Consider the following 23957-nt stretch of genomic DNA (forward strand, 5'->3'; position numbering starts at 1 on the left):
GTCACCTCCCGCGTTGGTGCGGCTGCGCCGCGAGGTGGGTGAGAAAACGGCGCACATCGGATGGGTCGGGCAGAACCGCCGCCGCACCGGCGCGGGGCGCGCCCACGGCGATGGCGAGGCCTCCCGCCGCGAGGACCGCGCGGAAGGCCGCTTCGTCCGTGACGTCGTCGCCGATGAACACCGGCGTGCGTCCGGCGAAGGGAGGATGCCGCATCAGGGCCTCCACCGCCGACCCCTTGTCGTAGCCCGCGCGCTTCGCCTCGAAGACGAAGTGACCGGGCAGGAGCACGAGGTCCGGAGCGGCCGCGGCGACCTCTTCAAGGGCGAGGCGCAGGTGCGGCGCCTGCGCCGGGCAGGCGCGATAGTGGATGGCGAGCGACGGGCCCTTGTCCTCCACGAACACGCCGGCGAAGGCGAGGGCCGCCCGCTTCAGCGCTTGGGCGACCTCGGGATCGAGGTCGGGCACCGCCTCGACATCGTGCCCCGGAGCGTGGCGCAACTGGGCGCCGTGGCTGCCGGCGGCGGCGAACCGGGCCACGCCGAACAGGCCGTCGAGCCGCTCGATCGTCCGCCCGCTCACCAGCGCCAGCGCGCCGGACGCAGCCTCGGCGAGGCGGGCAAGGGTGCGCGGTAGATCGTCGGGCACCACCACCGCATCCGGGTGCGCAGCGAGATCGATGAGGGTGCCGTCGACATCGAGGAAAAAGGCATGCGCCCCCACGCGGACCGCCCGCAGCGCTGCCGGCCAGGGCGCGTGCGGGTGAGGTCCGCGCGAAGGCGCATGTTCCGTTTCGGCACAGATGTCCGGAAGGGCAGACGGCACGTGGATCTCCCTGGGATCTGGGTCGGTTCTCCGTATCCTTTTACAGCCGGACAACGCAGCAGCACTGTCGTGGTTCCCCGGCGGCAGTGTCTCATTCCTGCCACGGTGGCGGCATTCCGAGGCGTTTGCCGGAACCGGAGGCGTTGCCGGGCGTTCGACCCACCGTGAGGGAGATGCCACGCATGCTCGAAACGGAAACGCAGGTCGCGACGGCGGCAGTCTCACGCCGCATCGCGGCGCTGAAGGACCAGCTGGAGGAGCTCCAGGCGACGCTCGCCCCGCGGGAGGCCACGCTGGAACGCCTCGCCACGGATGCGCGGGATTGGATCTCCAGCCGCGCCGCATCCTTGCCCCTTCCGTTCCTTGCCTCCCCCGCGAAGCGCGCACCGCTTTCCGTGCCCGGCGGACCGCTGGCAGTGGCTGCCGCGGCAGTGGTGGTGGGCGTCGGGGTGGGCTGCGTGCTATATGCCCTAACGTCGGGCTGCAGATCGCACCCGGCTCCGACCTCGTCGAAGGGCGGCGTGCGCCGGCCGTCGACAAAAATTTCGGATTGATGGTTTTGCGAAGCCGGCCCCGCCGGACGCAGGGCAAGGGAGAACATTATGAAAGCGGCTCTCATTGTGTGCGCGATGGCTCTCGCGCTGGGCGGTTGCAGTGAGTATTCCCGCCAGGACCGCGCCGTGGGCGGCGCGGCCATTGGTGCCGGCACGGGTGCGCTCATCGGCGCCGCTGCAACGGGAACCGGCACGGGCGCTCTGGTGGGTGGCCTCATCGGCGCCGGCACCGGCGCCATCATCGGTGCCGAGACCACCCCGCGCGCCTGCTGGGCCCGCGACGCCTACGGCAACCGCTACCGGGTGCAGTGCCCCTGAGGCCCTGACCGCCTGACGACAAAAGGGCGCCGCATGGCGCCCTTTTTTTGTGCCCGGACGATTGCCCCCGTTTTCCACTGCGGCGGTTCCTGGCACGGCGAATAAACCAGAGGTTTACCCTGAGTGGCGAGGATCACCCCATCTCCAAGCAACTGGGGCCGGGCGCTTCGCGCGTCCCGGCCCCTCCTTTTTTCCGGCCGCACGATGCCGCCGATCATCACGGAAGCGTGAGCGAAAGCCCGCGACCCGGCCCGCCACCCATCACGGTACCGACCGGCCGCCCCCACGCCGCATGACCCCCATGACGGCGAGGATCAGAAAAAAGGATGATCGCAACGAAGAAAATGATCTTCGCGATCTCGATGCCGTTCCGGTGATGCCGCCGAACCCGAGCGCCGCCGTGATCAGATCGATGACAGGGAAGGTCAGAGCCCGGATCAACATCAAGGCCTCCTTTCCATCGACCGCAGATCCTCTGGATATTCCCGGGATAACGTCATCCACGCATCGATCGATGACTGCGATCTATTAGTCACATGAACGATGTTGGAGCACGGCCGGGTCCCCAGGCGACGGCAAAAGTCCTCCTGCCATCGGCTACCGGAACAAATCCGGCGAACCCGCGTTCTGAAAGTCAATCGGATCACCATCGACGCATCGCGCGGAGAATCAGCATGACCGGACCGCGAGAAGGCGAGCCGCGAAGCGGCACACACGGCGACACGCCGCCCACCACCGCGGCGCGCGCGACACCCCATGGCTATGATCGCGCGGAGTTTTCTCCGGGTGAAAGCCGGCGCGATTTTCCCCGCCGGCGCCGCCCGGGACCGGACGAGGAGCGCCGCCTGCTGCGGGAAGCGGAAGCAGCCTTCGAGGGCCCCGATCGTCGTCACGATGCGGATGTCCCCCGCCCCGCCCGCTGGGACCGCGACGCCGGCGAGCACCTCGGCAGCGGCAAGGAGGCCTCCCGACGGCTCTATCGCGAATGACCCGTGCCCCATCCCATGCGCCGGCGCCGGTTCGGTCCGGGGTGGAGCATTTACCTTGTTGCAACGCACGCGGCGGAGTGCGACACCTCATCTTCGCCCGCGCCGGTATCGAAGAACAGCCATGCGAACGGCACGCCCTGAAGGCCCCCCTGACACGTCCGTGACGACCCAGCACCAGAAAGAGGCAGGCGGCATGCGAACGCCTCATCGTCGTGACATCTCCGCGCGTCAGGACCTGCTCGGGCGGGAGCTGCGCAAGCTGTTCGACGATTTCACCCAGGAGGATGTGCCGGACGAGCTGATGAAGCTTGCCGCGCAGCTCCAGTCCGCTTTCGCGGAGCGCAAGGATGAGGAGGCGCCGGAGAGCGAAGGCGCCGGGACCACCAGCGTCCTTGCGGAAAAGCGCGAGAACGAGGGCGAAAAGGCCTGACATCGCACCGATCCGGCCAACTCCGGGGGTGATCCCGGGCGCGTGATGCCTCCGCCTTGGCCGACGGCCGGCGGCGGGACCGTGAAAGAGCCGCCAGCCCTTGCCTTCCGGGGCTTCTTGCACTATTTGAGCTGCGTCCGAGGCCGCGCTCCCTTCAAAGCAGGGAGCCGCCTGGGCGGGCAGGGGCCAGCGGGATACGCGGCTCCGTTCGACGGAGGCAGCCCGCCCTGGCTTTCGCTGAGCGCGCATCGGGACGCCCGTTTCATCGGGATATTCAGAATCATCGTCCGTGCCGCCCGGCTTTCGCGCCGGCCCGCCAGTCTTCTGGCGGCCGTCCGTCTTTCCTTCATGGAAGGCCGGACATCCCGAGCGGTTCGGGCATCGCAACTCGTGATGCCGGCGCAAAGAAGTCTGGAGCGTGAATGTCCGCTGTAGAAACCACCCGTGAGGATTTCGCCGCCCTGCTCGACGAGAGCTTCGGCCGCGCCGATGTGAACGAAGGTGCCGTCGTCAAGGGCATCGTGGTCGCCATCGAGAAGGACCTCGCGATCATCGACATCGGTCTGAAGACCGAAGGCCGCGTGGCCCTGCGCGAGTTCGCCGGCCCCGGCCGCGAGAGCGCCATCAAGGTGGGCGACGAGGTCGAGGTCTATCTCGAGCGCGTCGAGAACGCCATGGGCGAAGCCGTCCTCTCGCGCGACAAGGCGCGCCGCGAAGAGAGCTGGGTCAAGCTCGAGAAGGCCTTCACGGCCAACGAGAAGGTCTTCGGCGTGATCTTCAACCAGGTGAAGGGCGGCTTCACCGTCGATCTCGACGGCGCCGTGGCCTTCCTGCCGCGCTCCCAGGTGGACATCCGCCCGATCCGCGACGTCGGCCCGCTGATGCACAATCAGCAGCCCTTCCAGATCCTCAAGATGGACCGCCGCCGCGGCAACATCGTGGTCTCCCGCCGCACCGTGCTGGAAGAGACCCGCGCCGAGCAGCGCCACGAGCTGGTCCAGAACCTCGAGGAAGGCCAGGCCATCGACGGCGTGGTCAAGAACATCACCGATTACGGTGCGTTCGTTGACCTCGGCGGCATCGACGGCCTGCTGCACGTCACCGACATCGCCTGGCGCCGCGTGAACCACCCCACCGAAGTGCTGAACATCGGCCAGACGGTGAAGGTGAAGATCATCAAGATCAACCACGAGACCCACCGCATCTCGCTCGGCATGAAGCAGCTCCTGGGCGATCCCTGGGAGGGCATCGAGGCCAAGTATCCGGTGGAGGCCCGCTTCAAGGGTCGCGTCACCAACATCACCGACTACGGCGCGTTCGTGGAGCTGGAGCCCGGCATCGAGGGCCTCATCCACGTCTCCGAGATGTCGTGGACCAAGAAGAACGTCCACCCCGGCAAGATCGTCTCCACCTCCCAGGAGGTCGAGGTTCAGGTGCTGGAAGTGGATTCGGCCAAGCGCCGCATCTCCCTCGGCCTCAAGCAGACCCTCCAGAACCCCTGGGAGGCCTTCGCCGAGAAGTATGCGCCGGGCGCCGTGGTGGAAGGCGAGGTCAAGAACAAGACCGAGTTCGGCCTGTTCCTCGGCCTCGACGGCGACGTGGACGGCATGGTCCACCTCTCCGACCTCGACTGGAACCGTCCGGGCGAGCAGGTGATCGACGAATACCGCAAGGGCGACATGGTGAAGGCCGTGGTGCTCGACGTGGACGTCGAGAAGGAGCGCATCTCCCTCGGCATCAAGCAGCTCGCCGGCGATCCCTTCGCCGAGGCTGGCGAAGTGAAGAAGGGCGCCATCGTCACCTGCGAAGTCACCGACGTGAAGGACGGCGGCATCGAGGTGAAGCTCACCGGCACCGACCTCTCGGCCTTCATCAAGCGCTCCGAGCTTGCCCGCGACCGCAACGACCAGCGCCCCGAGCGCTTCTCGGTGGGCGACAAGCTGGATGCCCGCGTCACCCTGTTCGACCGCAAGGCGCGCAAGGTGCAGGTGTCCGTCAAGGCGCTCGAGATCGCCGAGGAGAAGGAGGCCGTGGCCGCCTACGGGTCGCAGGACTCGGGTGCGTCGCTCGGCGACATCCTGGGCGCCGCCCTGAAGCAGCGCGCGGCCGCCGACGAGGGCGAGAAGGAAGACTGATCGCCCCTCGCGGTCATCAGCGAATGGAAAGGGCCGGCCATGTGCCGGCCCTTTTTCTTTTCCGGCGCGCCGACGCCCCGCACGGCTCGTCCATTGCCCTGCGCGAGAGCGAAGGAGTACACAACCAGGGGAGCCGGATCCGATCGGCCTGTGTCGGTCGGAGCGTGCTCTTTCCCGAGGTCCGGGGCGGTGTCACCGGCCGGCTTGCTGCCATCTGGCTGCTCCCCGCTCCGGCGCGAGAACACAGGGAGGTCATTCCATGGTGCGTCAGCTGGCTCGCCTCGGCATCGTCGCCGCCGTTTCGCTCGCCGCGCTGGGACCCGCCTTCGCCGGCATGTCCGGCAAGGAGGCCCTCGCCAAGTTCAACAAGGACGGGGACAACACGCTGGAAATCGTCGAGGTGATCGACCTCGGCACCAAATTCTTCAAGACGATCAATACCGACAACGACAAGACCCTGGAGAAGTCCGAGACCAAGGACCGCCTCACGGACGAGGATTGGGCGGCCGTCAACAAGGACGGCGACCAGACGCTGGAGCTCGACGAGTGGCTGGTCATCGTCCGCAACCGCTTCAACGATGCGGACGCCAACAAGGACGGCAAGCTGACCGCTGCGGAGCTGGATGCGCCCGCCGGACAGAAGCTGCTGCTGCTCCTCGTCAAGTGATCCGAACGCGCAGGCAGGACCAGACCAGCGGCGCGCGCCGGAAGGATCGACGTGCGGCGCGCGGTCGACAGAACATCCAAGGGCCGGTGGAGGCGCCGGCCCTTGCATTTGCGTGAAGACGGGTGAAGCTCCACACCTCAACCTGTAATTGTGGAGCTTTCCCATGTTCGACCGCTACACCAAGGCCATCCTCACGATCATTGCCGCAGCCCTCGTGGCTGGGGTCGTTCAGCGGGCGGTGACCCCCGCAGACGCCGAGCCCGCGCAGTGCGGGGACGTAAAGACCCCCTGCGTCGTGGTGCTCGGCGTCTGGGACAAATTCGCCGCCCAGGCCAAGCTGTGCGGTACGGACCTGCGCATTCCCTGCATGGCCGTTGTCACCCAGCCTTGACTGCGCCGCCTTAGTTGAGCCGGAGCAGGAATCGCCGGTTCACCGCCTGCAGCGGGCGGGCGTTCATGGGGAAGATGGCGCGGAAGGCATCGATATCCGCCTGCGCCACCTCAAGCGGGCTGGCGAGAACGTTCCAGTCCACGATCTCGGAGCACGGCGGCGTGGTCAGCGAGCCCTCGTAGCGATAGGTGCCCCGCGCCGCCGGCAACAGGCCGGCCGGATCGACCGGCGCGCCCATCACCTTCTCGCCGGGCTTGCGCGGCGCCGCCGCCATCACGGACGAGAAGGCGGCATTGGCCGCGCCCGGCTTCATGAACACGCCCACCACCAGCAGCCCGCCCTCGGGGGCGGCATGGACGAAGTGCGCCTCCATGGCCGTGCGCTGGCCATCGATGGCGTGCTCGCTGGGGGCATGGAAATGGAACTGCTTGAGCGCGTACGTCTTGCCGCCCTGGGTCGCGGTGCCGCCGTCGCCGGTCACGTCGGCCTGGATGGTGTGGCCGTTATTGACCACCTTGTAGGCGAGGGGCTTCCAGGCGAGCACGGGGCCCGCGCTTTCCGCCCTCACGGCGCCTTCGAGATTGATGGGTGATTGCTGGGTCCCCACCGCGCAGGCGGCGAAGCCTTGCTCCAGCTTGCCCCACTCCTGCGGCCCGCCGTGTCCCTCATAGGTCCAGTGGGCCTGGTCGGCGGCACGGGCGGCTCCGGCGCAGACCGGGCACGCTGCAAGGCCCGCGAGCAACGTGCGACGATTGATCTTCATGTTACCCCCCTAGCTTGCGGAGCCGGGGCCGGCTCCGGATGCGGCGGTTTCCCCGCCTTGCCCAAGCCTAGAACGCAATCCAGCAAGGTGGAAACAGCTTTTGCTTCCACCTGCGGCTGAAACACCTCTCTCTAACTTGAGGAATAGAACGCTTTATCCGATCAGATGACCGTGCAATCCGATCGGCGCGCGCGGACGGAGGCGCGTGATGCGGGCGAAGACCGGACAGATCCCGCTGGCCGGGCTCAGCGCGCGGGCCGGGCCAATGCGCCCCGCAGCTCCTGGATTGCCGCAGCCGCATCCTCGGCCCGCATCACCCCGCCCATGACGGCGATGCCGTGCGCCCCTGCCCTGAGGCACAAAGGCACCGTCTTCGCCTCGATCCCGCCGAGCCCGATGACCGGCACGGGGGATGCCGCGACGAAGGCGGCGAGGCCCTCCGCGCCGAGGGCCGGGCCGTAGCCGGGCTTCGACGCGGTAAGAAAGACAGGGCTCGCGGAGATATAGTCCACCAGCGCCGGGTCCGTCGCCGCCGCATCCTGCGGACGATGCACGGAAATCCCCACCAGCGTGCCCGGCCCGAGCAGTTCCCGCGCGGCGGCCGGATCGCCGCCATCGGGCAGGTGCGCCCCATCCGCTCCGGCCGCCAAAGCGAGAGCCGGTGCGCCGTGCAGGGTCAGCCGGGCGCCGAACGGGCGCGTGACCTCCCTGAGCCGGGCGAACAGGGCCAGCTGCTCCGTCTCGGGAAGGTCCTTCTCCCGCAGGCTGACCCATCGACAGCCACCGGCGCAGGCGCGCGCCACCACGTCCGCCAACGCGCCCCGCGCCTGCGCCCGGTCGGTGATGAGCAGCAGCGGCGGCACGGGCAAAGGCAACGCGGATCGCGCCGGCACCGGCCGTCAGCTCCCGACGAGGCCGAACTCGGGGCTGGAGGCCTCGGCATGCAGCTTCTTGGGAATGCGGCCGGACAGGCGGGCAAGCCGACCGCCTTCCACCGCGTAACGGAAGGCAGTGGCCATCCGCACCGGATCGAGCGCCTTGGACACCGCCGTGTTCAGCAGCACCGCTGAGCAACCCAGCTCCATGGCGAGCGCGGCGTCGGAGGCGGTGCCGATGCCCGCGTCCAGCACCACCGGCACCGGCGAGCGGGCGCAGATCAGCTCGATCATGTGCGGATTGGCGATGCCGAGGCCGGTGCCGATCATGGAGCCGAGCGGCATCACCGTCGCCGCGCCGAGATCGGCGAGCTTCTGGCAGGTGACGGGATCGTCGTTGCAATAGGGCAGCACCACGAAGCCGCGGGAGACCAGTTCCTCCGTCGCCTTCAGAAGCTCTTCCACATTGGGATAGAGCAGCTCGCGGTCGCCGATGACCTCCAGCTTCACCCAGTCCGTCTCCAGCGCCTCGCGGGCGAGCTCGGCGGTCAGCACCGCGTCCTTCGCCGTCTGGCAGCCGGCGGTGTTGGGCAGGATGTGCACGCGGCCGGTGAGGAGGTCCGTCAGGCTCTCCTCATAGCCGGCGAGGCTGATGCGGCGGATGGAGGCGGTGGCCATCTGCGCGCCGGAGGCCTCCAGCGCATCGAGGAAGATCTTCTGGTTGGGATAGCCCGCCGTGCCGAGGAACAGGCGCGACTGGAAGGTGCGCCCGGCGATGACGAGGGGATCGGAAAATGTGGTCATTCTGCTTCATCCCGGCGCCGCTGGCGGCGCCTCCCGGTGTTTCATCCCGGGCGCCGCGCAGGCGCCTTATGGTTATGCCGGGGCATCGGGCGCCCCGGATGCTTTCGATTGCGGGGCGGTTAGCCGCCCTCATTGGCCTTTCATTGCAGGGCGGCTAGCCGCCCTGCTTGGCCTCGATGATCTCCACGGCGTCGCCGGCGGCAAGGGTGGCCTGCGCCCAGATGCGGCGCGGCACCACCGACCCGTTCACCGCCACGGCGATGCCCTTGCGCTCGGGATCGAGGCCCTTGGCGCGCAGCAGGTCGGCCACGGTCGTGGCTTCCAGCGCCTCGGGCAGGCCGTTGACCTTGAGGGGCAGGGTGCGCGCGGCGGCGGTCGCGGTCTGCATCGGGCTCACTCCGCCGCCTGCCGCGGCCGGAAGCGCTCGGCGCCGAACGGCACCGCCACCTCGGCCATGCGGCCCTCGAGCACGAAATCGGCGATGACCTGCGTGGTCACGGGCAGGAGCAGGATGCCGTTGCGGTGATGGCCGGTGGCATAGACGAGCCCCTCCACCTCCGCGCTCGGACCGAGGATGGGGGCATCATCCCGGCTGCCGGGGCGGAAGCCCACCCATTGCTCGTCGATGGAGAGTTCCTCCAGCGTCGGCAGGGCGCGCCAGGCGTGGGTCAGCAGGGCCAATTGGCCGCCGGCGGTGAGATCGGGATCGAAGCCCTTCTCCTCCGTGGTGGCGCCGAGGATGAGCCGCCCGTCGCGCCGCGGCACGAGGTAGGAGCCCGGCGCCCACAGCACGTGGGAGAGGATGGGCGCGGCCGGATCCATCCGCAGGGCCAGCATCTGCCCCTTGATGGGACGCACCGGCAGCGGCGCGGCGGGGCTGATGTCCACGCCCCGGCTCCATGCGCCGGCCGCCAGCACCACCACGTCGGCGGGATGGAGCGCCCCGCCGCAGATGACGCCGGCGACGTGGCCGCCCACGGTCTCCACCTTCGCCACGGCGGACCGCTCGTGGATGCGTACGCCTGCCTTGAGGGCCGCCACCTTCAGCGCGGCGGCGACCTTGCGATTGTCCACTTGGTGGTCCTCGCGGGTCAGGATGCCGCCGGCGAGCTTCGGCGAGAGATAGGGCTCGCGCCGCCGCACCTCCGCCGCCGAGAGCCACTCCACCGGCAGGCCGAGGGAGGTCTGGAAGGCGAAGAGGTGGCGCAGCCGCGCCAGGTCGTCGGCGGTGAGCGCGATGGTGATGGTGCCTTCCGTGCGCAGGTCCACGCCTGTGCCGGATGCCGCCTCCAGCTCGGCCGCGAAGGCCGGCCAATAGGTCTGGCTGGCGCGGTTGAGGGTGAGCAGGCCCTCCTCCCCCGGCTCCGCCTCGGCGCAGGCGGCGAGCATGCCGGCGGCGGCGCGGCTGGCCCCCTGCCCGGTCTCGCCGGCGTCGAACAGCTCCACGGGGCAGCCCGCGGCGGCGAGCCGCCAGGCGATGGCAAGGCCGATGACGCCGCCACCGACAACGGCGACGCGCGGACGCGCCTTGCCCGCCGATGGCGAGCCGGCTGAAGAGGAAACGGATGAATTGACAGTCGACAAGCTCTCGCTCATCGGCATCTCCCTACGCTGGCATGATCCAGACAGGTTCGATGGGTGTGATCTCAGCCGCGCATGATGCACGGCACCCCAGGCCGTCCTGGTATTATCCATGCCTCGCACCGAACCGCAAGGCCCGCCCCCTTTGCCCGCCGCCCCGAGCGGCTGGACTCGCATGAATGTTCACTTTATGTTCCATCTCAAAACCGGGAGAAGAGCATGCTGAAGCTGTACTGGGCGCCCCACACCCGCGCCTTCCGCATTGTGTGGATGCTGGAGGAGACGGGCCTTCCCTACACGCTCGAACATGTGGACATCCGCAGCGGCGCGCAGGACGATCCCGCCTATCGCGCCCTCAATCCCATGGGCAAGGTTCCGACCCTGGTGGACGGTGCGGCGATCCTCTCGGAGAGCGGCGCCATCTGCGCCTGGCTGGCCGAACGGGCCCCGGACGCCAGGCTCGCGCCTGCGGTGGGTGATCCGCTGCGCGCGCGATACCTCCAAACGCTGTTCTTCTCCGTGGCCTGCATGGAGCCCGCCTTCCTGCAGAAGATGAAGGCCATCGAGATTCCCAAGTCCGCCGCCGGCTGGGGCAGCTTCGACCTCGTGATGGAGACGGTGGAGAAGGCCGTGGCGGAAGGGCCCTATCTCCTCGGCGCGTCGTTCAGCGCCGCCGACGTGATGCTGGGCACGGACCTGTGGTACGGGATCAACCTGCTCAAGGTCATCGCCCCCACGCCCGCCGTCGCGGCCTATGTGGAGCGCGTGACATCGCGCCCCGCCTTCAAGCGGGCGGAGGCGGCGGAGGCCGCCCGCCTGCCGGCCTGAGGCGCCGCGCATCCCGGCGCATGCGGCACCGGGATGCGCTATGCTCGCGGCATGGCGCCTCTCAACCTGCAGTCTCTCCTCAATGTGGTGCGCCGGGTGCACCACGGCATGACCCTTGGCGTGCGCGTGATGGCTCGCGACGGGGAGGGGCGCCTGCTGCTGGTGCGGCACACCTATATCGCCGGCTGGCATTTTCCCGGCGGCGGCGTGGACCTCGGCGAGACGGCGGAGGCCGCCGCCCGGCGGGAGCTGCGCGAGGAGGCCAATGTGGAGGCGGAGGGGGCGCTCGCCCTCGCCGGACTCTTCTTCAATCCCCGCGTGGGCGGGCGCGACCACGTGGCCCTGTTCCATGCGGAGCGGCTCGCCATCGGCCCCCGCCCCGCTCGCAACACCGAGATCGTCGCCGCCGACTTCTTCCCCCTCGACGCCTTGCCGGACGGGGTTTCCCCCGCCACGGCGCGGCGCATCGCCGAATGGCGGCAGGGCCTGCCGCCCGCCGACCGGTGGTGACGCCCCCCGCCTGCGCACGTCGGGCCGAGGCTCTGCCGGCGCGCCGCCCGCTCCTGCCCTCCCGGCCTTGCGCGAGCGCCTTGCCAAGCGGGCCGCAGCCCGCTTAAGTCCCGCCGTCGCACCCGCCGCACGCGGCGCGTGAACAGGAGAATTCAGATGTCCATCGACGCCGACCAGATCGTCGAGCGCCGCCGCCTGAGGCGGAAGGTCACCTTCTGGCGGACGCTCGGCATCCTCGCGGCGGTCGCCGCCGTGGCGGTGGGCGTCGCCACGGTGCTCGGGCGCACCATCCCCGCCTCCTCCCCCCATGTGGCCCGGGTCATGATCGGCGGCCTCATCCGCAACGACCGGGAACGGGTGGAGATGCTGGAGGAGATCGGCCGCTCGCGGGCGAGCGCGGTGATCCTCTCCATCGACAGCCCCGGCGGCACCGTCACCGGCTCCGAGCAGCTCTACGACGCGCTGCGCCGCCTCGCCCAGAAGAAGCCGGTGGTGGCGGTGGTGGAGGGGGTCGCGGCCTCCGGCGCCTATATCGCCGCTTTGGGTGCCGACCATATCGTCGCCCGGCGCAACGCGCTGGTGGGCTCGGTGGGCGTCATCTACCAGTATCCCAACTTCACCGAGCTCATGAAGACCCTCGGCGTCGCCATGGAGGACATCAAGTCCTCGCCGCTGAAGGCCTCGCCCAACCCCTTCAGCCCAACCACCCCCGAGGCCCGCGCCGCCGTGGATTCGCTGGTGAAGGACAGCTACGCCTGGTTCAAGGGCCTCGTCTCCGAGCGGCGCAAGATCTCCGATCCGCGGCTCGCCGAGGTGTCGGACGGGCGCGTCTTCACCGGCCACCAGGGCCTCGACCTCCAGCTGGTGGACGAACTGGGCGACGAGCGCACCGCCCGCGCCTGGCTCGCCAAGGAGAAGGGCGTGCCGCCGACGCTCAAGGTCCGCAACTGGCGCAGCGGGCAGGTGGGGGACGAATTCGGCTGGCTGCTCGGCGCCGCGCGCGGGGTGGTGAGCGCGCTCGGCTTCCCCCAGGCGGCCGCCCTCTTCGGCGACACCGCGCGCAGCGCTCTGGAACGCAGCCAGCTTGACGGCCTTCTGGCCCTCTGGCACCCTCGATCCGATGGGTGACAAGGGCTTGCCGATCAAGCAATAACGCCAGTTCGACGCAACCGGTCGACACCAAGGCGAGGTCCGTCCGCGGGGCGTTCAGCGGATCGGTTCCAGAGTGCGATCCGGTCAGATTGAATCAATCTGACCGGTGAATCGCCCTCTAAACGCAAGGAAGAGAACGCGTGACCCGATCCGATTGCGGAGCAATCAGGTCGGCGCGTACTCCAAAGGAAGTGCGGCCACGATGATCAAGTCCGAGCTCGTCCAGAAAATCGCCGAAGCCAACCCGCATCTCTACCAGCGGGACGTGGAGAACATCGTCAACGCCATCCTGGAGCAGATCGCCTCCGCCTTGGAGCGCGGCGACCGGGTGGAGCTGCGCGGCTTCGGCGCCTTCTCGGTGAAGAAGCGCGACGCCCGCGTCGGCCGCAACCCGCGCACCGGCAAGCAGGTGGACGTCTCCGAGAAGACCGTGCCCTATTTCAAGACCGGCAAGGAGATGCGCGAGCGTCTCAACACCGGCAAGTAGGGCCGGGCGACCGCCGTGTCCCGCCTTCTCGCCATCCTCATCGGGCTGCCGCTCTCGGTCCTCGCCGTCGCGCTGGCGGTGGCGAACCGCAAGCCGGTGACGCTCTCCCTCGATCTCTTCTCGCCGGACGCGCCCGCCCTGTCGGTGACGCTGCCCCTGTTCGCCATCGTCTTCGCGGCGCTGATCGTCGGCGTCGCGGCCGGGGGGCTCGTCACCTGGCTGCGGCAGGGCCGGTTCCGCAAGGAAGCGCGCCGCGCCCGCCGCGAGCTCGACCGCGTGGCTGCGACCCGGCCCGCCGAGCGGGCCACCTCCGGGGGCCTCAGCCTGCCCGCCCCGCGCGGCTGACCGTCCGCCCGGCTTCATCCTGCCTCGAACCACCGAACGCCAGGCCACGCCGGGCGTTTTCGTTTCCTGGCTTTCGTTACCGCACGCCCAAGGCCAGCGCGCGCGACCCCGGGCCCCTGGTCGAGCCCGCGCGGCAGCTGGACGAAGCCACCTGACATCTTAAGCGCCCCGGCCCGGTCGGATCAGTGCCCCGGCCGGCGGACGGGCACGATCTCCTCGCGCTTCCTCTGCGCCCGCTCGATGAGAAACTTCGCCACCAGCGTGAACAAGGCGACGCCGGCCAGCAGGGTGGCGGCCGCAAAGGCCGCGAGCACGTGGCTGTCCTGGTAGAGCAGCTCGATCTGCAGGGGCAGGGTCGAGGTCTTGCCGCGGATGTTGCCCGAGACCACCGAGACGGCGCCGAACTCGCCCATCACCCGCGCGTTGCACAGGGCCGCGCCGTAGAGCAGAGCAAAGCGCACGTTGGGCAAGGTCACCAGCCGCAGCACGTCGAAGCCCGAGGCGCCGAGGCTCACCGCCGCCTCTTCCTCCTCGCGGCCCTGGGCCATCATCAGCGGCACCAGCTCGCGCACCACGAAGGGCGCGGTGACGAACAGGCTGGCGAGGAGGATGCCCGGCACGGCGAACATGATCTTGATGTCGTGCGCCTCGAGAAAGGGGCCGAGCAGCCCCTGCCCGCCATAGACGAACAGATAGGCGACGCCGGCCACGATGGGTGAGACGGAGAAGGGCAGCTCCACCACCGCCAGCAGCAGGTTGCGGCCAGGAAAGCTGAATTTGGTGACCGCCCAGGCGGCGGCGATGCCGAAGGCGACGTTCACCGGCACGCAGACCACCGCCGCCAGCACGGTGAGGCCCACGGCGTGGAGCGTGTCGGGCCGCGCCAGGGCCTCCAGATAGGCGGGCACGCCCCGCGCGAACGCCTCGGTGAAGATGACGGCCAGCGGCGCGATGAGGGCGACAGCCGTGAGGGCGAGCACAAGGGTGAGGATGACCAAACGGGTCAGCACCCCGTCCCCCACCCGGATGCGGTTGCGATTGAGCGAGGCCGCCATCTCACCCCTCTCCCAGGGCGTGACGCTGGTGCCAGGCCTGGACGGCGTTGACCACCAACAGCATGAGGAAGGCGATGGCGAGCATGGTCACGGCGATGGCCGCGGCGGCGGCATAGTCATATTCCTCCAGCCGGATGAAGGTGAGCAGCGCCACGATCTCGGTGCGGAACGGCTGGTTGCCGGCGATGAACACCACCGCCCCGAACTCGCCCAGCGAGCGCGCGAAGGCGAGGGAGGTGCCGGCGAGGAAGGCGGGGAACAGGGTCGGGAAGATCACCTTGCGGAAGATGGTGAGGTCCGAGGCCCCCAGCGTCGCCGCCGCCTCCTCCAGCTCCGGCTCCATGTCCTCCAGCACCGGCTGCACCGTGCGCACCACGAAGGGGATGGAGGTGAAGGCCATGGCGCAGACGATGCCCGCCGGCGCATAGGCCACCTGGATGCCCCACAGCGCGAGCGGGGCGCCAAACCAGCCGTTCTTCGCGAACAGGGCGGTGAGGGCGAGACCGGCGACGGCGGTGGGCAAAGCGAAGGGCACGTCCACCATGGCATCCAGCAGGCGCTTGCCGGGAAACTCGTAGCGCACCAGCACCCAGGCGAGGCCCAGGCCGTAAACCGCGTTGAACAGCGCCGCGATGGCCGCGGTGGTCAGCGTGACCTGAAAGGAGGCGAGGGTCCGCGGCGACGTGAGGATGGCGATGTAGCCGAGAAAGCCCACGTCCGCCGCCTTCAGCAGCAGCGCCCCGATGGGCAGGAGCACGATCAGCGCCAGATAGAGGAGGGTCACGCCCAGGGACAGGCGGAAGCCGGGAATGACGCTGCGCCGCGCCCGCCGTTGGGGGCGCGACGGGCGGCCCGGTGGGGCGTCGCTCTGGGCTTCGCCGCCGGATGCCGGGGCAGCGAAGGTCGAAAGGCGGGGCATGGCACGGACCTTAGAGGGTCTTGCGGCGGCTCCGCCGCCGGTGGAGCGCCCTTATGCCGGCAATTCCACCTAAAGTCATGTCCTTTGCGGAAGACCCGCAGAACAACAAAATATAGATGTTATATAGGCAGCCAAAAAAGGGCCGCGGCGAGCGGCCCTTTGCCTTGCGCTGTGCTGCGGCGCAGCCTCAGTAGCCCGGCAGGTCGAACTGGCCCGGCAGCGGCCAGCGGATGCCGGTGATGGGGCCGGGGCCAGCGGCGCCGCCCTGGCCGTAGCCCGGATAGAACCAGCCCGGCGGGAGCGCGTAGTCGAGATAGGACTTGGAGCCCGGCTTCACCACCGTGCCGGCATCCAGGTACGAGCGCTTGGAAAGCTCGATGCGGGTGCGCTTCTTGGTGGTCTGCTGAGCCTGGGCGCTGTCCGCCCCGAGGAGGGAGACGGCGCCGGTCAGCGCCACCGCGGACGTCACCGCGAGCGCCACCCGAAAGGCAGCGGCGATGGTGAAGGACGGCGCGACACGCATGGAAACCTCCCGAGGCGGCCGGAGCGTCCCGCAAGTCACCGGGGCGGTCACGGGGCCGACTGTGACTGGATTAGGGCACTCTGGCGCCCCGTGCAAGGAAACGAGTGGCACGGGCGGCATGTTCCCCTCTTCTGGACCCGCCTGCGTTGCGCTGGCGCAACAGTTTTGGGGCGACCTCGCGAATCAGCGATTTGCATGCCTGCGCCGTTCGGCCTAAAAGCTGCGTTCCCGGCCAGCAGGGCCGGCAGATCCCGAGGAATGACATGGGTTACAAGGTCGCCGTCGTCGGCGCCACGGGCAACGTGGGCCGGGAGATTCTCTCGATCCTCGACGAGCGGGGCTTCCCCGCGGACGAGGTTGTTGCACTCGCCTCGCGCAAGTCGCAGGGCGTCGAGGTCTCCTACGGTGACAAAACCCTGAAGGTGAAGGCGCTCGAGACCTACGACTTCTCCGATACCGACATCTGCCTCATGTCGGCCGGCGGCGCCGTGTCCAAGGAATGGTCGCCGAAGATCGGCGCGCAGGGCTGCGTCGTCATCGACAATTCGTCCCAGTGGCGGACCGATCCGGACGTGCCGCTGATCGTTCCCGAGGTGAACGCCGATGCCATCGTCGGCTTCACCAAGAAGAACATCATCGCCAATCCCAACTGCTCCACGGCGCAGCTGGTGGTGGCGCTGAAGCCCCTGCACGACGCCGCCACCATCAAGCGCGTGGTGGTCTCCACCTACCAGTCCGTCTCCGGCGCCGGCAAGGACGCCATGGACGAGCTGTTCTCGCAGACCCGCGCCGTGTTCGTCTCCGATCCGGTGGAGCCGAAGAAGTTCCCGAAGCGCATCGCCTTCAACCTCATTCCGCAGATCGACGTCTTCATGGACGACGGTTTCACCAAGGAAGAGTGGAAGATGGTGGTGGAGACCAAGAAGATCCTCGATCCGAAGATCAAGCTGGTGGCCACCTGCGTGCGCGTTCCGGTCTTCATCTCCCATGCGGAATCGGTGAACGTGGAGTTCGAGAAGGAGCTCTCGGCGGAGGACGCGCGCAAGATCCTGCGCGAGGCCCCGGGCATCCTGGTGGTCGATACCCGCGAGCCGGGCGGCTACACCACCCCGCACGAGGCGGCGGGCGAGGATGCCACCTACATCTCGCGCCTGCGCGACGACCCGACCGTGGAGAACGGCATCGCCTTCTGGTGCGTGTCGGACAACCTGCGCAAGGGCGCGGCGCTCAATGCCGTGCAGATCGCCGAGGTGCTGGTCAACCGCAAGCTCATCACCGCCCGCTCCAAGGCGGCCTGAGCCCGGATCATCGCAAACGTGGAAACGGCCCTCCCCGGAGGGCCGTTTTCGTTTGTGCCTCACCCGCCCCCCGGCGGGCGGGGGCGGCGGACGGCCACACGCTGGGCGATGGCCACCACCAGCACCACCGCCACGGCGAAGCCGATGGTCTCCGGGTCCGGCTTCTCGCCGTTCACCGGCCAGGCCAGCGCCACCGTCACGAAGGTCTGCAGCAGCTGCATCTGGCCGACACGGGCGATGCCCCCCATGGCAAGGCCGGCGTTCCAGAAGAAGAAGCCGATGAGCTGGCTGAACAGGCCGAGATAGGCGAAGGCCCCCCACACCGGCACGGAAACGCTCGCCCCCCAGGGAAAGGTGAGGAGCGCGAGGGGCAGCGTCACCGGCAGGCAGAGGATGAGCATGAAGGCGATCACCTCCCAGCCCGCCATCCGCCGGGCGAGGCGGCCGGAGATGCCGTAGCCCGCCGCGCACACCACCACGCCGAGGAACAGCAGGGTATCCCCCGTGCCGAGCCCGCCTGCTCCGCCGTTGCGCAAGGCGAAGGTCGCCACCAGCCCGGCCCCCACCGCGCTCGCCGCGAACAGGGGAAGGCCTGGCCGCTCCCCGGCCACCACCACCGCGGCGATGGCGGTGAACAGCGGCAGCAGCCCGAGCACGATGCCCCCGTGGGAAGCCGGCACCGTCCGCGTCGCGATGGCGATGAAGATGGGAAAGCCGAAGATGAGCGCGACGCTCGACAAGGCAAGGTCCCGCACCGTGGCCGGGGCGCTGAACGGCCACGGCCGGCGCATCACCAGGACGAGAGCCAGGGCGGCGATCCCGGCCAGGGCCGCCCGGCCGAAGGTGATGAACCACGGATTGAGCTCCCCCAGGGCGAACCGGGTCATGGGCAACGTGCCGCCGAACATGAGCACCGCCACGAAGCCGAGGAAAAGCCCGAGGGACAAGCGACGATCCATGACGGCCTTCGGGGGTTCCAACTGTCGTCCGCGCCCGGAGATGGCGCCTTCGGGGCGGAGATGAGAGGGGACATGGGGAGGGACGGGCGCCCGGCCTGCTTACGGCAAACGGCCCGGTTCGCGACAATGAAATCGGGTGATGGGCGCGAAATGGATCGTGATGGGACGGCCCCGGCGGCCCGGACGCTTCCCCGCTTCACGGCATCGGGGAAGCGCTCCGCCTCGTTGTGCAGACGCGCTTTCTTCACGCGCGCCGGCTTCCGCCGCGCCGTTCGGGCTGCTGAAGAGAGGCGGATCCGGCTCAAGGGTGGACGCGGCGGCGGCGGTCGCTATGGTGCGCCCGGAACAGGAGCGGCACCGCCGGCCGGCGGCGGCTCCGGAAGATGGCCCAGCAAAACGGCCCTTGGAGGTTGACGCGATGATCCAGTCCCAGCGCCCCGGCCACGAGGTGGACCCGAAGCTGCTCGAAATCCTGGTGTGCCCGCTCACCAAGGCGCCGCTGGAATACGACCGCGACCGCCAGGAGCTGATCTCCCGCGCGGCCCGTCTCGCCTATCCGATCCGCGACGGCATTCCGATCATGCTCGCCGACGAGGCCCGCAAGCTCGACGAGAGCGAGCTCAACCGCTGAGCGGGGTGCGCCGGCCCGGCGGCCGGCGCCGCGCCCTCAAAGCGCCTCGCCGCGCATCAGCTTGGGCACGGCACCGGTGAGGCCGGCGGCATCGCGGATGAACAGGCCCTTGAGGCGCGGCAGCCGGTCCACGAGGCCGAGGCCGACGTCGCGGATCGCCCTCAACGCATCCGAATGGTTGGAGAACAGGCGGTTGAGCCCGTCCGTCGCCACTCCCATGGCCAGGGTGTCGAACCGCCGCCAGCGCTGGTAGCGCTCCAGCACCGTGGGCGAGGCGAAGTCGAGGCCCACCCGCGCTGCGTCGGTCACGCATTCGGCCAGCGCCGCCACGTCGCGCAGGCCCATGTTCAGCCCCTGCCCGGCGATGGGGTGGATGAGGTGGGCGGCATCGCCCACCAGCGCCAGGCGATCGCCGATGAAGGAGCGGGCCATGGCGAAGCCCAGCGGATAGGCCTTCGGCTGCGTCGCCACCTTCACCCAGCCGTAGCGATGGCCGAAGCGCTGCTCCAGCTCCTCCTGGAACACCACGGAAGGCAGCGCGAGGAGTCGCTCGGCATCCGCCGTCCGCTCGGTCCACACCACGCAGCAGCGGTTGCCCGGCAACGGCAGGGTGGCAAACGGGCCGGCGGGCAGGAAATGCTCCTCCGCCCGGCCCTCGTGCGGGCGCTCGTGCTCGGCCACGAAGGTGATGCCGCTCTGCCCATAGCCCCAGGCCACGTTGCCGATGCCGGCCATGGAGCGGATGCGCGAGCGCGCCCCGTCGCAGGCGACGAGGAGCTGCGTCCGGAGCGGCCTGCCCGTCCCGGAGGCGAGGGTCACGCCGCCGCGATCGGCCTCGAAGCTGTCCACCGCCGCAGCCCGCAGGTCGATGCCCGCCTCCCGCGCCGTGTCGATCAGCGCCTGCTGGAGGGCGGCGTTGGGCACCATGTGGGCAAAGGCCTCGCCGGGCTCCACGTCGCCGTCGAAGGTGAGGAAGGTGGGCCGCGCCACGTCCTTGGTGCGGCTGTCGGTGATGACCATGGAGCGGATGGGCTCGGCCTCGCGGCTGATGCGCTCCCAGGCGCCGATGGTGGTGAGCAGGCGCCGCGCGCCGGCGGCGATGGCCGAGGCCCGGCCGTCGTCGATGAAGTCCTTCGCCAGCGCCGGGTCGTACAGGACGATGTCGGCGTCCGGCCCGAGCCCCTGGCGGAGCGCGAGGGCGAGGCTGAGGCCGGCGAGGCCGCCGCCGACGATGGCGACATCCGCGCGCTCGGCAGCCGCCGCGGCGGCAAAGCCGGCGCCGGCCTCCGGCCTGGTGGCATCGAGCGTGGCCATGACATGACCTTCCATGGACCCGACTCCCATGACGTTACACCCCTTGCACCCTCGGAGGCGTCCCATGCCGCAGCGGCGGGAGCCTCGCCATGTGGGCGCCGCGAGGCGCCCGGCCTTGATCACGTTGCGGAATCGGCCCGCAGCGCCTTCTACGTAGCACGACCCGGAGCCGATGGGCGGGGGCACGCCCCATCGTCCTATAGGAGAGGGCACTACCGTAAAGGGGGTTGACCTTTGCGGCGGCACCGTGGCGTGTTCGACCCATCCCCCTTCCGCCCGAGCGCGCCGCGCGCGACGGCGTTCCGCGAGCAACGCCGCATGACCGGATCATCGTCCGACGTGAACACCCTTCTTGGCATCCTCGATCTCGAACCTTTGGAGATCAACCTGTTCCGCGGTCGCACCCTGACCCCCGACGGCGGGCGCGTGTTCGGCGGGCAGGTGGTGGCGCAGGCCCTGGTGGCGGCGCGCCGCACCGTGGACGCCGACCGCGTGACCCACTCGCTGCACGGCTATTTCCTGCTGGGCGGCGACCCGCGCGTGCCCATCATCTTCGACGTGGACCGCATCCGCGACGGCCGCTCCTTCACCACCCGGCGGGTGGTGGCCATCCAGCACGGCAAGGCCATCTTCAGCATGTCCGTGTCGTTCCAGGTGGATGAGGGGGGCCTGGCCCACCAGGGCGTCATGCCCGACGTGCCGAAGCCGGAGGACCTGCCCGACGACACCGCCTGGCGCGAACGCCTGCTCGCCCGCTTCCCCGGCGCCGCCAAGCGCGACTGGATGGCCCTGCGCCCGCTGGAGGTGAAGCCCACGACCCTCGACCCCGCCTATCTCGGCGCGCCCGGCGCCCGGCCCAGCATGTGGGTGCGCGCCCGCGGCCGCCTGCCGGACGATCTGCCTACGCATCAGGCGGTTCTTGCCTATGCGTCGGACCTGTCGCTGCTCCAGGCCGCGCTGCTGCCCCACGGCCGATCGGTGTTCGACCGCGACCTGCAGGTGGCGAGCCTCGACCACGCGCTGTGGTTCCACCGGTCGTTCCGGGCCGACGAATGGCTGCTTTACACGCAGGAAAGCCCTGCCGCCTTCGGGGCGCGCGGCTTCTGCCGCGGCGAGCTCTACACGCAGGACGGCGTGCTGGTCGCTTCCGCGGCGCAAGAAGGCCTGATGCGGCAGGTGGAGCCGCGCTGAGGCCGCGGTTCCGCACCCGGCCACCAGCTCCCGCATCCATTCCCCATGGTTATGGCTGGCGAATGGGCGGAGAGATTATTTTTTAGGCACGAAAAGCGGCGACCTGGGGGCAAAGCCCGGGTCGCACGCCGCATGGCGTAAAAATAAGCACCAGACTCTCGCATGTGCGAAGTCTTGGCACGGTACTTGATTCCCCTCCAGGCAGGCTTGCCAGCCGCGGCGCGGATCTCCCCGACCCGCTCGGCGAAGCCGCCGCGAGAAAACACCGCGTGAAGCCCGTTCCGGGCGGCAGCGGCATCAGGGGACAGGGACCGATCCATGAAGATCGTCATGGCCATCATCAAGCCATTCAAGCTGGAGGAGGTGCGCGACGCCCTCACCGGTATCGGTGTCCACGGTCTGACCGTGACCGAGGTGAAGGGATATGGGCGGCAGAAGGGCCACACCGAAATCTACCGCGGCGCCGAATATGCCGTGAGCTTCCTGCCGAAGCTCAAGATCGAGGTCGCCGTGGCCGCCGACCAGGTCGCCAAGGTGGTGGAGGCGATCACCGCTTCCGCGAAGACCGGGCAGATCGGCGACGGCAAGATCTTCGTTTTCCCGATCGATCACGCCGTGCGCATCCGCACCGGCGAGACCGACGCCGACGCCCTTTGAGCCATCCTCATTCGACGGAGCTTTCATCCATGACGTCCAAGACGTGGTCCCGCGTGGGGCTTCCCGCGCTACTCCTGGCGACGGCATTCGCCGTGCCGGCGCTGGCGCAGACGGCTGCCCCCGCCGCCGACGCCACCACCACTGCCGCCGCGGCCGCCGCCGCCCCCACCGTGAACAAGGGCGACGTGGCGTGGATGCTCACGTCCTCCCTGCTCGTGCTGATGATGTCGGTGCCGGGCCTGTTCCTGTTCTACGGCGGCCTCGTGCGTGCCAAGAACATGCTCTCCGTGCTCATGCAGGTCGCCTACTGCGTGTGCGCCGTCGGCCTCATCTGGGTGCTGTACGGCTACTCCCTCGCCTTCACCGGCGGCTCGCCCTTCGTCGGCGGCTTCTCCAAGGCGTTCCTCTCGGGCGTGACCGGCGATTCGCTGGCGGCCACCTTCTCGGTGGGCGTCGCCATTCCGGAGTTCGTGTACATCGCGTTCCAGATGACCTTCGCGATGATCACGCCGGCGCTCATCTTCGGCGCGTTCGCGGAGCGCACCAAGTTCATCGCCGTGGTGCTGTTCGTGCCGCTCTGGGTGACCTTCGTGTACTTCCCGATCGCCCACATGGTCTGGTACTGGGCCGGCCCGGACGCCATCGACGCCGCCGCCAAGGCGCTTGCCGCCGCCGCTGACGGCACCGCCAAGACCGCCGCCCAGACCGCCCTCGACGCGGTCCTCGCCGACGCCGGCTACATCTTCTCCCTCGGCGCCATCGACTTCGCGGGCGGCACCGTGGTGCACATCAACGCCGGCATCGCCGGCCTCGTGGCCTGCATCATGGTGGGCAAGCGCCTCGGCTACGGCAAGGAAGCGCTCTCCCCCCACTCCCTCACCCTCACCATGGTCGGCGCCTCCCTCCTGTGGGTCGGCTGGTTCGGCTTCAACGCTGGCTCGAACCTCGAAGCCAACGCTGTGACCGCCCTCGCCATGATGAACACCTTCATCGCCACCTGCGCCGCCGCCATCTCCTGGATGTTCGTGGAATGGCTGGTGAAGGGTAAGCCCTCCATGCTGGGCCTCGCCTCGGGCATCGTCGCCGGCCTCGTCGCCGTCACGCCGCCGTCGGGCTTCGCCGGCATCATGGGCTCGCTGGTGCTGGGCCTGATCGTCTCCCCGATCTGCTTCTTCTTCTGCACCGCCATCAAGAACGCGCTCGGCTATGACGACGCGCTCGACGTGTTCGGCGTGCATGGCATCGGCGGCATCGTCGGCGCCATCGCCACCGGCATCTTGGTCAGCCCCGCCCTCGGCGGCACGGGCATCTTCGACTACACCACCGGCAAGGTCGCCGATTACGACATGGCCACCCAGGTCATCGCCCAGATCAAGGCGGTGGGCGTCACCGTCGTGTGGTCCGGCGTCGGCACCGCGGTGATCCTGTTCATCATCTCGGTCATCGTCGGCCTGCGTCCCTCCACCGACGTGGAGCGCGAGGGTCTCGACATCAACGAGCACGGCGAGCGCGCCTACCACTCGTGATCCTGGCGGGGCGGCCTCGCCGCCGCCCCGTGGTTCCTTAAAAGAGGGGAACCAAGAAGAGCCCCGGCACCTCGGTGCCGGGGCCTTTTTGTATCTGCGCCCCGCCCCGCATCTTCCATGGGCGGGCCCCGGCGGCCCGGCGGTGCGCCGATCTGCGGGCTTTTCCCGGCTCCCCGCGCCTGCTAGAAGCCGCTCCATGAGCGGATTTCCTCAGTTTCGCGGGTCCCTGCCC

29 protein-coding genes and 1 riboswitch are annotated in these 23957 nt (G+C 69.3%); of the genes, 18 read left to right on the plus strand and 11 right to left on the minus strand.

The window, feature by feature from the left end; all coding sequences use genetic code 11:
• Window position 1 precedes the first annotated feature (1 nt).
• Entirely contained in the window at window positions 2–721 is a 720-nt protein-coding gene (otsB, locus tag V5F59_RS22090) for a trehalose-phosphatase (protein WP_393980735.1), read from the minus strand.
• A 284-nt stretch (window positions 722–1005) separates the two neighbouring features.
• On the opposite strand from otsB, the gene V5F59_RS22095 reads away from it, so the two are divergent.
• The 8 genes from V5F59_RS22095 to V5F59_RS22130 all read left to right on the plus strand — a co-directional run bounded on the left by V5F59_RS22095 (window position 1006) and on the right by V5F59_RS22130 (window position 6307).
• Window positions 1006–1377 carry a hypothetical protein gene (locus tag V5F59_RS22095; RefSeq protein ID WP_393980733.1) on the plus strand — a complete coding sequence of 124 codons (372 nt, stop codon included), beginning with the start codon at window positions 1006–1008 and terminating at the stop codon, window positions 1375–1377.
• A gap of 48 nt (window positions 1378–1425) precedes the next feature.
• Window positions 1426–1695, plus strand: a complete 270-nt coding sequence (locus V5F59_RS22100; RefSeq protein WP_393980731.1) for a YMGG-like glycine zipper-containing protein — start codon at window positions 1426–1428, stop codon at window positions 1693–1695.
• A 301-nt stretch (window positions 1696–1996) separates the two neighbouring features.
• Window positions 1997–2227: a hypothetical protein gene (locus V5F59_RS22105; protein WP_393980729.1), complete on the plus strand. Its 231-nt coding sequence runs from the start codon at window positions 1997–1999 to the stop codon at window positions 2225–2227.
• 142 nt (window positions 2228–2369) lie between these two features.
• Complete coding sequence (locus tag V5F59_RS22110) at window positions 2370–2684, plus strand: hypothetical protein (protein ID WP_393980727.1); 315 nt, start codon at window positions 2370–2372, stop codon at window positions 2682–2684.
• A gap of 193 nt (window positions 2685–2877) precedes the next feature.
• Window positions 2878–3114 carry a NepR family anti-sigma factor gene (locus V5F59_RS22115; protein WP_393980725.1) on the plus strand — a complete coding sequence of 79 codons (237 nt, stop codon included), beginning with the start codon at window positions 2878–2880 and terminating at the stop codon, window positions 3112–3114.
• A gap of 422 nt (window positions 3115–3536) precedes the next feature.
• The gene (gene rpsA, locus V5F59_RS22120) at window positions 3537–5249 is read left to right on the plus strand and encodes a 30S ribosomal protein S1 (protein ID WP_393980723.1); all 1713 of its coding nucleotides are present in this window, start codon (window positions 3537–3539) and stop codon (window positions 5247–5249) included.
• Window positions 5250–5508: 259 nt separating this feature from the next.
• Entirely contained in the window at window positions 5509–5916 is a 408-nt protein-coding gene (locus tag V5F59_RS22125; RefSeq protein WP_393980721.1) for an EF-hand domain-containing protein, read from the plus strand.
• A gap of 163 nt (window positions 5917–6079) precedes the next feature.
• Window positions 6080–6307: a hypothetical protein gene (locus V5F59_RS22130; RefSeq protein WP_393980719.1), complete on the plus strand. Its 228-nt coding sequence runs from the start codon at window positions 6080–6082 to the stop codon at window positions 6305–6307.
• A gap of 10 nt (window positions 6308–6317) precedes the next feature.
• Here the strand turns inward: V5F59_RS22130 and V5F59_RS22135 are convergent, their stop codons facing one another.
• From V5F59_RS22135 to thiO, 5 genes are all read right to left on the minus strand, one after another.
• A complete protein-coding gene (locus tag V5F59_RS22135) occupies window positions 6318–7070 on the minus strand; it encodes a carbonic anhydrase (RefSeq protein WP_393980717.1) in 753 nt (250 codons plus the stop codon).
• 245 nt (window positions 7071–7315) lie between these two features.
• Window positions 7316–7963: a thiamine phosphate synthase gene (locus V5F59_RS22140; protein WP_393980715.1), complete on the minus strand. Its 648-nt coding sequence runs from the start codon at window positions 7961–7963 to the stop codon at window positions 7316–7318.
• 6 nt (window positions 7964–7969) lie between these two features.
• Window positions 7970–8749 (minus strand): thiazole synthase, encoded by a 780-nt coding sequence (locus tag V5F59_RS22145; RefSeq protein ID WP_393980713.1) that lies wholly within the window; start codon window positions 8747–8749, stop codon window positions 7970–7972.
• Window positions 8750–8903: 154 nt separating this feature from the next.
• Window positions 8904–9137, minus strand: a complete 234-nt coding sequence (thiS, locus tag V5F59_RS22150; protein ID WP_393980711.1) for a sulfur carrier protein ThiS — start codon at window positions 9135–9137, stop codon at window positions 8904–8906.
• A gap of 5 nt (window positions 9138–9142) precedes the next feature.
• A complete protein-coding gene (gene thiO / locus V5F59_RS22155) occupies window positions 9143–10345 on the minus strand; it encodes a glycine oxidase ThiO (RefSeq protein ID WP_393980709.1) in 1203 nt (400 codons plus the stop codon).
• A riboswitch (TPP riboswitch) is annotated at window positions 10334–10433 on the minus strand. Its footprint overlaps the gene before it by 12 nt.
• 116 nt (window positions 10434–10549) lie before the next feature.
• Between thiO and V5F59_RS22160 the strand changes: the two genes are divergently transcribed.
• From V5F59_RS22160 to V5F59_RS22180, 5 genes are all read left to right on the plus strand, one after another.
• On the plus strand, window positions 10550–11158 hold the full coding sequence (locus V5F59_RS22160; protein WP_393980707.1) for a glutathione S-transferase family protein: 609 nt from the start codon (window positions 10550–10552) through the stop codon (window positions 11156–11158).
• 33 nt (window positions 11159–11191) lie between these two features.
• On the plus strand, window positions 11192–11668 hold the full coding sequence (locus V5F59_RS22165) for an NUDIX domain-containing protein (protein ID WP_393980705.1): 477 nt from the start codon (window positions 11192–11194) through the stop codon (window positions 11666–11668).
• A 156-nt stretch (window positions 11669–11824) separates the two neighbouring features.
• A complete protein-coding gene (gene sppA / locus V5F59_RS22170) occupies window positions 11825–12796 on the plus strand; it encodes a signal peptide peptidase SppA (protein WP_393980703.1) in 972 nt (323 codons plus the stop codon).
• A 226-nt stretch (window positions 12797–13022) separates the two neighbouring features.
• The gene (gene ihfB / locus V5F59_RS22175) at window positions 13023–13307 is read left to right on the plus strand and encodes an integration host factor subunit beta (protein ID WP_024277130.1); all 285 of its coding nucleotides are present in this window, start codon (window positions 13023–13025) and stop codon (window positions 13305–13307) included.
• A gap of 15 nt (window positions 13308–13322) precedes the next feature.
• The gene (locus V5F59_RS22180) at window positions 13323–13652 is read left to right on the plus strand and encodes a lipopolysaccharide assembly protein LapA domain-containing protein (protein WP_393980700.1); all 330 of its coding nucleotides are present in this window, start codon (window positions 13323–13325) and stop codon (window positions 13650–13652) included.
• 182 nt (window positions 13653–13834) lie between these two features.
• Here the strand turns inward: V5F59_RS22180 and cysW are convergent, their stop codons facing one another.
• The 3 genes from cysW to V5F59_RS22195 form a co-directional block, all read right to left on the minus strand.
• A complete protein-coding gene (gene cysW, locus V5F59_RS22185; RefSeq protein ID WP_393980698.1) occupies window positions 13835–14707 on the minus strand; it encodes a sulfate ABC transporter permease subunit CysW in 873 nt (290 codons plus the stop codon).
• 1 nt (window position 14708) lies between these two features.
• The gene (gene cysT / locus V5F59_RS22190; RefSeq protein WP_393980696.1) at window positions 14709–15626 is read right to left on the minus strand and encodes a sulfate ABC transporter permease subunit CysT; all 918 of its coding nucleotides are present in this window, start codon (window positions 15624–15626) and stop codon (window positions 14709–14711) included.
• A 187-nt stretch (window positions 15627–15813) separates the two neighbouring features.
• Window positions 15814–16149: a hypothetical protein gene (locus V5F59_RS22195; RefSeq protein WP_393980694.1), complete on the minus strand. Its 336-nt coding sequence runs from the start codon at window positions 16147–16149 to the stop codon at window positions 15814–15816.
• Between the two features lie 263 nt (window positions 16150–16412).
• Here V5F59_RS22195 and V5F59_RS22200 point away from each other — a divergent pair, with 263 nt between their 5' ends.
• Entirely contained in the window at window positions 16413–17447 is a 1035-nt protein-coding gene (locus tag V5F59_RS22200; RefSeq protein ID WP_393980692.1) for an aspartate-semialdehyde dehydrogenase, read from the plus strand.
• Window positions 17448–17506: 59 nt separating this feature from the next.
• Here the strand turns inward: V5F59_RS22200 and V5F59_RS22205 are convergent, their stop codons facing one another.
• Window positions 17507–18406, minus strand: a complete 900-nt coding sequence (locus V5F59_RS22205; RefSeq protein ID WP_393980690.1) for a DMT family transporter — start codon at window positions 18404–18406, stop codon at window positions 17507–17509.
• Between the two features lie 418 nt (window positions 18407–18824).
• On the opposite strand from V5F59_RS22205, the gene V5F59_RS22210 reads away from it, so the two are divergent.
• Window positions 18825–19037 (plus strand): Trm112 family protein, encoded by a 213-nt coding sequence (locus tag V5F59_RS22210; RefSeq protein ID WP_393980688.1) that lies wholly within the window; start codon window positions 18825–18827, stop codon window positions 19035–19037.
• 36 nt (window positions 19038–19073) lie between these two features.
• Here the strand turns inward: V5F59_RS22210 and V5F59_RS22215 are convergent, their stop codons facing one another.
• Window positions 19074–20366 (minus strand): ubiquinone biosynthesis hydroxylase, encoded by a 1293-nt coding sequence (locus tag V5F59_RS22215; RefSeq protein ID WP_509211140.1) that lies wholly within the window; start codon window positions 20364–20366, stop codon window positions 19074–19076.
• 303 nt (window positions 20367–20669) lie between these two features.
• Here V5F59_RS22215 and tesB point away from each other — a divergent pair, with 303 nt between their 5' ends.
• The 3 genes from tesB (at window position 20670) to V5F59_RS22230 (ending at window position 23725) form a co-directional block, all read left to right on the plus strand.
• Window positions 20670–21542, plus strand: coding sequence for an acyl-CoA thioesterase II (tesB, locus tag V5F59_RS22220; RefSeq protein ID WP_393980684.1), 873 nt, complete (start codon window positions 20670–20672; stop codon window positions 21540–21542).
• Window positions 21543–21860: 318 nt separating this feature from the next.
• Window positions 21861–22199: a P-II family nitrogen regulator gene (locus V5F59_RS22225; protein ID WP_203195262.1), complete on the plus strand. Its 339-nt coding sequence runs from the start codon at window positions 21861–21863 to the stop codon at window positions 22197–22199.
• A gap of 29 nt (window positions 22200–22228) precedes the next feature.
• A complete protein-coding gene (locus V5F59_RS22230) occupies window positions 22229–23725 on the plus strand; it encodes an ammonium transporter (RefSeq protein WP_393980682.1) in 1497 nt (498 codons plus the stop codon).
• Window positions 23726–23957 lie beyond the last annotated feature (232 nt).

Source organism: Xanthobacter nonsaccharivorans (assembly GCF_043194755.2).
Lineage (GTDB): Bacteria > Pseudomonadota > Alphaproteobacteria > Rhizobiales > Xanthobacteraceae > Xanthobacter > Xanthobacter autotrophicus_G.

Bases quoted from the DNA above. Each gene is read 5' to 3' on its own strand.
- V5F59_RS22130 (WP_393980719.1), top strand. From the start codon at position 6,080: ATGTTCGACCGCTACACCAAGGCCATCCTCACGATCATTGCCGCAGCC.
- thiS (WP_393980711.1), bottom strand. From the start codon at position 9,137: ATGCAGACCGCGACCGCCGCCGCGCGCACCCTGCCCCTCAAGGTCAAC.
- V5F59_RS22125 (WP_393980721.1), top strand. From the start codon at position 5,509: ATGGTGCGTCAGCTGGCTCGCCTCGGCATCGTCGCCGCCGTTTCGCTC.
- tesB (WP_393980684.1), top strand. From the start codon at position 20,670: ATGACCGGATCATCGTCCGACGTGAACACCCTTCTTGGCATCCTCGAT.
- cysT (WP_393980696.1), bottom strand. From the start codon at position 15,626: ATGCCCCGCCTTTCGACCTTCGCTGCCCCGGCATCCGGCGGCGAAGCC.
- V5F59_RS22205 (WP_393980690.1), bottom strand. From the start codon at position 18,406: ATGGATCGTCGCTTGTCCCTCGGGCTTTTCCTCGGCTTCGTGGCGGTG.
- cysW (WP_393980698.1), bottom strand. From the start codon at position 14,707: ATGGCGGCCTCGCTCAATCGCAACCGCATCCGGGTGGGGGACGGGGTG.
- rpsA (WP_393980723.1), top strand. From the start codon at position 3,537: ATGTCCGCTGTAGAAACCACCCGTGAGGATTTCGCCGCCCTGCTCGAC.
- V5F59_RS22115 (WP_393980725.1), top strand. From the start codon at position 2,878: ATGCGAACGCCTCATCGTCGTGACATCTCCGCGCGTCAGGACCTGCTC.
- V5F59_RS22100 (WP_393980731.1), top strand. From the start codon at position 1,426: ATGAAAGCGGCTCTCATTGTGTGCGCGATGGCTCTCGCGCTGGGCGGT.
- V5F59_RS22135 (WP_393980717.1), bottom strand. From the start codon at position 7,070: ATGAAGATCAATCGTCGCACGTTGCTCGCGGGCCTTGCAGCGTGCCCG.
- V5F59_RS22200 (WP_393980692.1), top strand. From the start codon at position 16,413: ATGGGTTACAAGGTCGCCGTCGTCGGCGCCACGGGCAACGTGGGCCGG.
- V5F59_RS22225 (WP_203195262.1), top strand. From the start codon at position 21,861: ATGAAGATCGTCATGGCCATCATCAAGCCATTCAAGCTGGAGGAGGTG.
- V5F59_RS22160 (WP_393980707.1), top strand. From the start codon at position 10,550: ATGCTGAAGCTGTACTGGGCGCCCCACACCCGCGCCTTCCGCATTGTG.
- ihfB (WP_024277130.1), top strand. From the start codon at position 13,023: ATGATCAAGTCCGAGCTCGTCCAGAAAATCGCCGAAGCCAACCCGCAT.
- V5F59_RS22165 (WP_393980705.1), top strand. From the start codon at position 11,192: ATGCGCTATGCTCGCGGCATGGCGCCTCTCAACCTGCAGTCTCTCCTC.
- thiO (WP_393980709.1), bottom strand. From the start codon at position 10,345: ATGAGCGAGAGCTTGTCGACTGTCAATTCATCCGTTTCCTCTTCAGCC.
- V5F59_RS22230 (WP_393980682.1), top strand. From the start codon at position 22,229: ATGACGTCCAAGACGTGGTCCCGCGTGGGGCTTCCCGCGCTACTCCTG.
- V5F59_RS22095 (WP_393980733.1), top strand. From the start codon at position 1,006: ATGCTCGAAACGGAAACGCAGGTCGCGACGGCGGCAGTCTCACGCCGC.
- V5F59_RS22110 (WP_393980727.1), top strand. From the start codon at position 2,370: ATGACCGGACCGCGAGAAGGCGAGCCGCGAAGCGGCACACACGGCGAC.
- V5F59_RS22210 (WP_393980688.1), top strand. From the start codon at position 18,825: ATGATCCAGTCCCAGCGCCCCGGCCACGAGGTGGACCCGAAGCTGCTC.
- sppA (WP_393980703.1), top strand. From the start codon at position 11,825: ATGTCCATCGACGCCGACCAGATCGTCGAGCGCCGCCGCCTGAGGCGG.
- V5F59_RS22105 (WP_393980729.1), top strand. From the start codon at position 1,997: ATGACGGCGAGGATCAGAAAAAAGGATGATCGCAACGAAGAAAATGAT.
- V5F59_RS22195 (WP_393980694.1), bottom strand. From the start codon at position 16,149: ATGCGTGTCGCGCCGTCCTTCACCATCGCCGCTGCCTTTCGGGTGGCG.
- V5F59_RS22145 (WP_393980713.1), bottom strand. From the start codon at position 8,749: ATGACCACATTTTCCGATCCCCTCGTCATCGCCGGGCGCACCTTCCAG.
- V5F59_RS22215 (WP_509211140.1), bottom strand. From the start codon at position 20,366: ATGGAAGGTCATGTCATGGCCACGCTCGATGCCACCAGGCCGGAGGCC.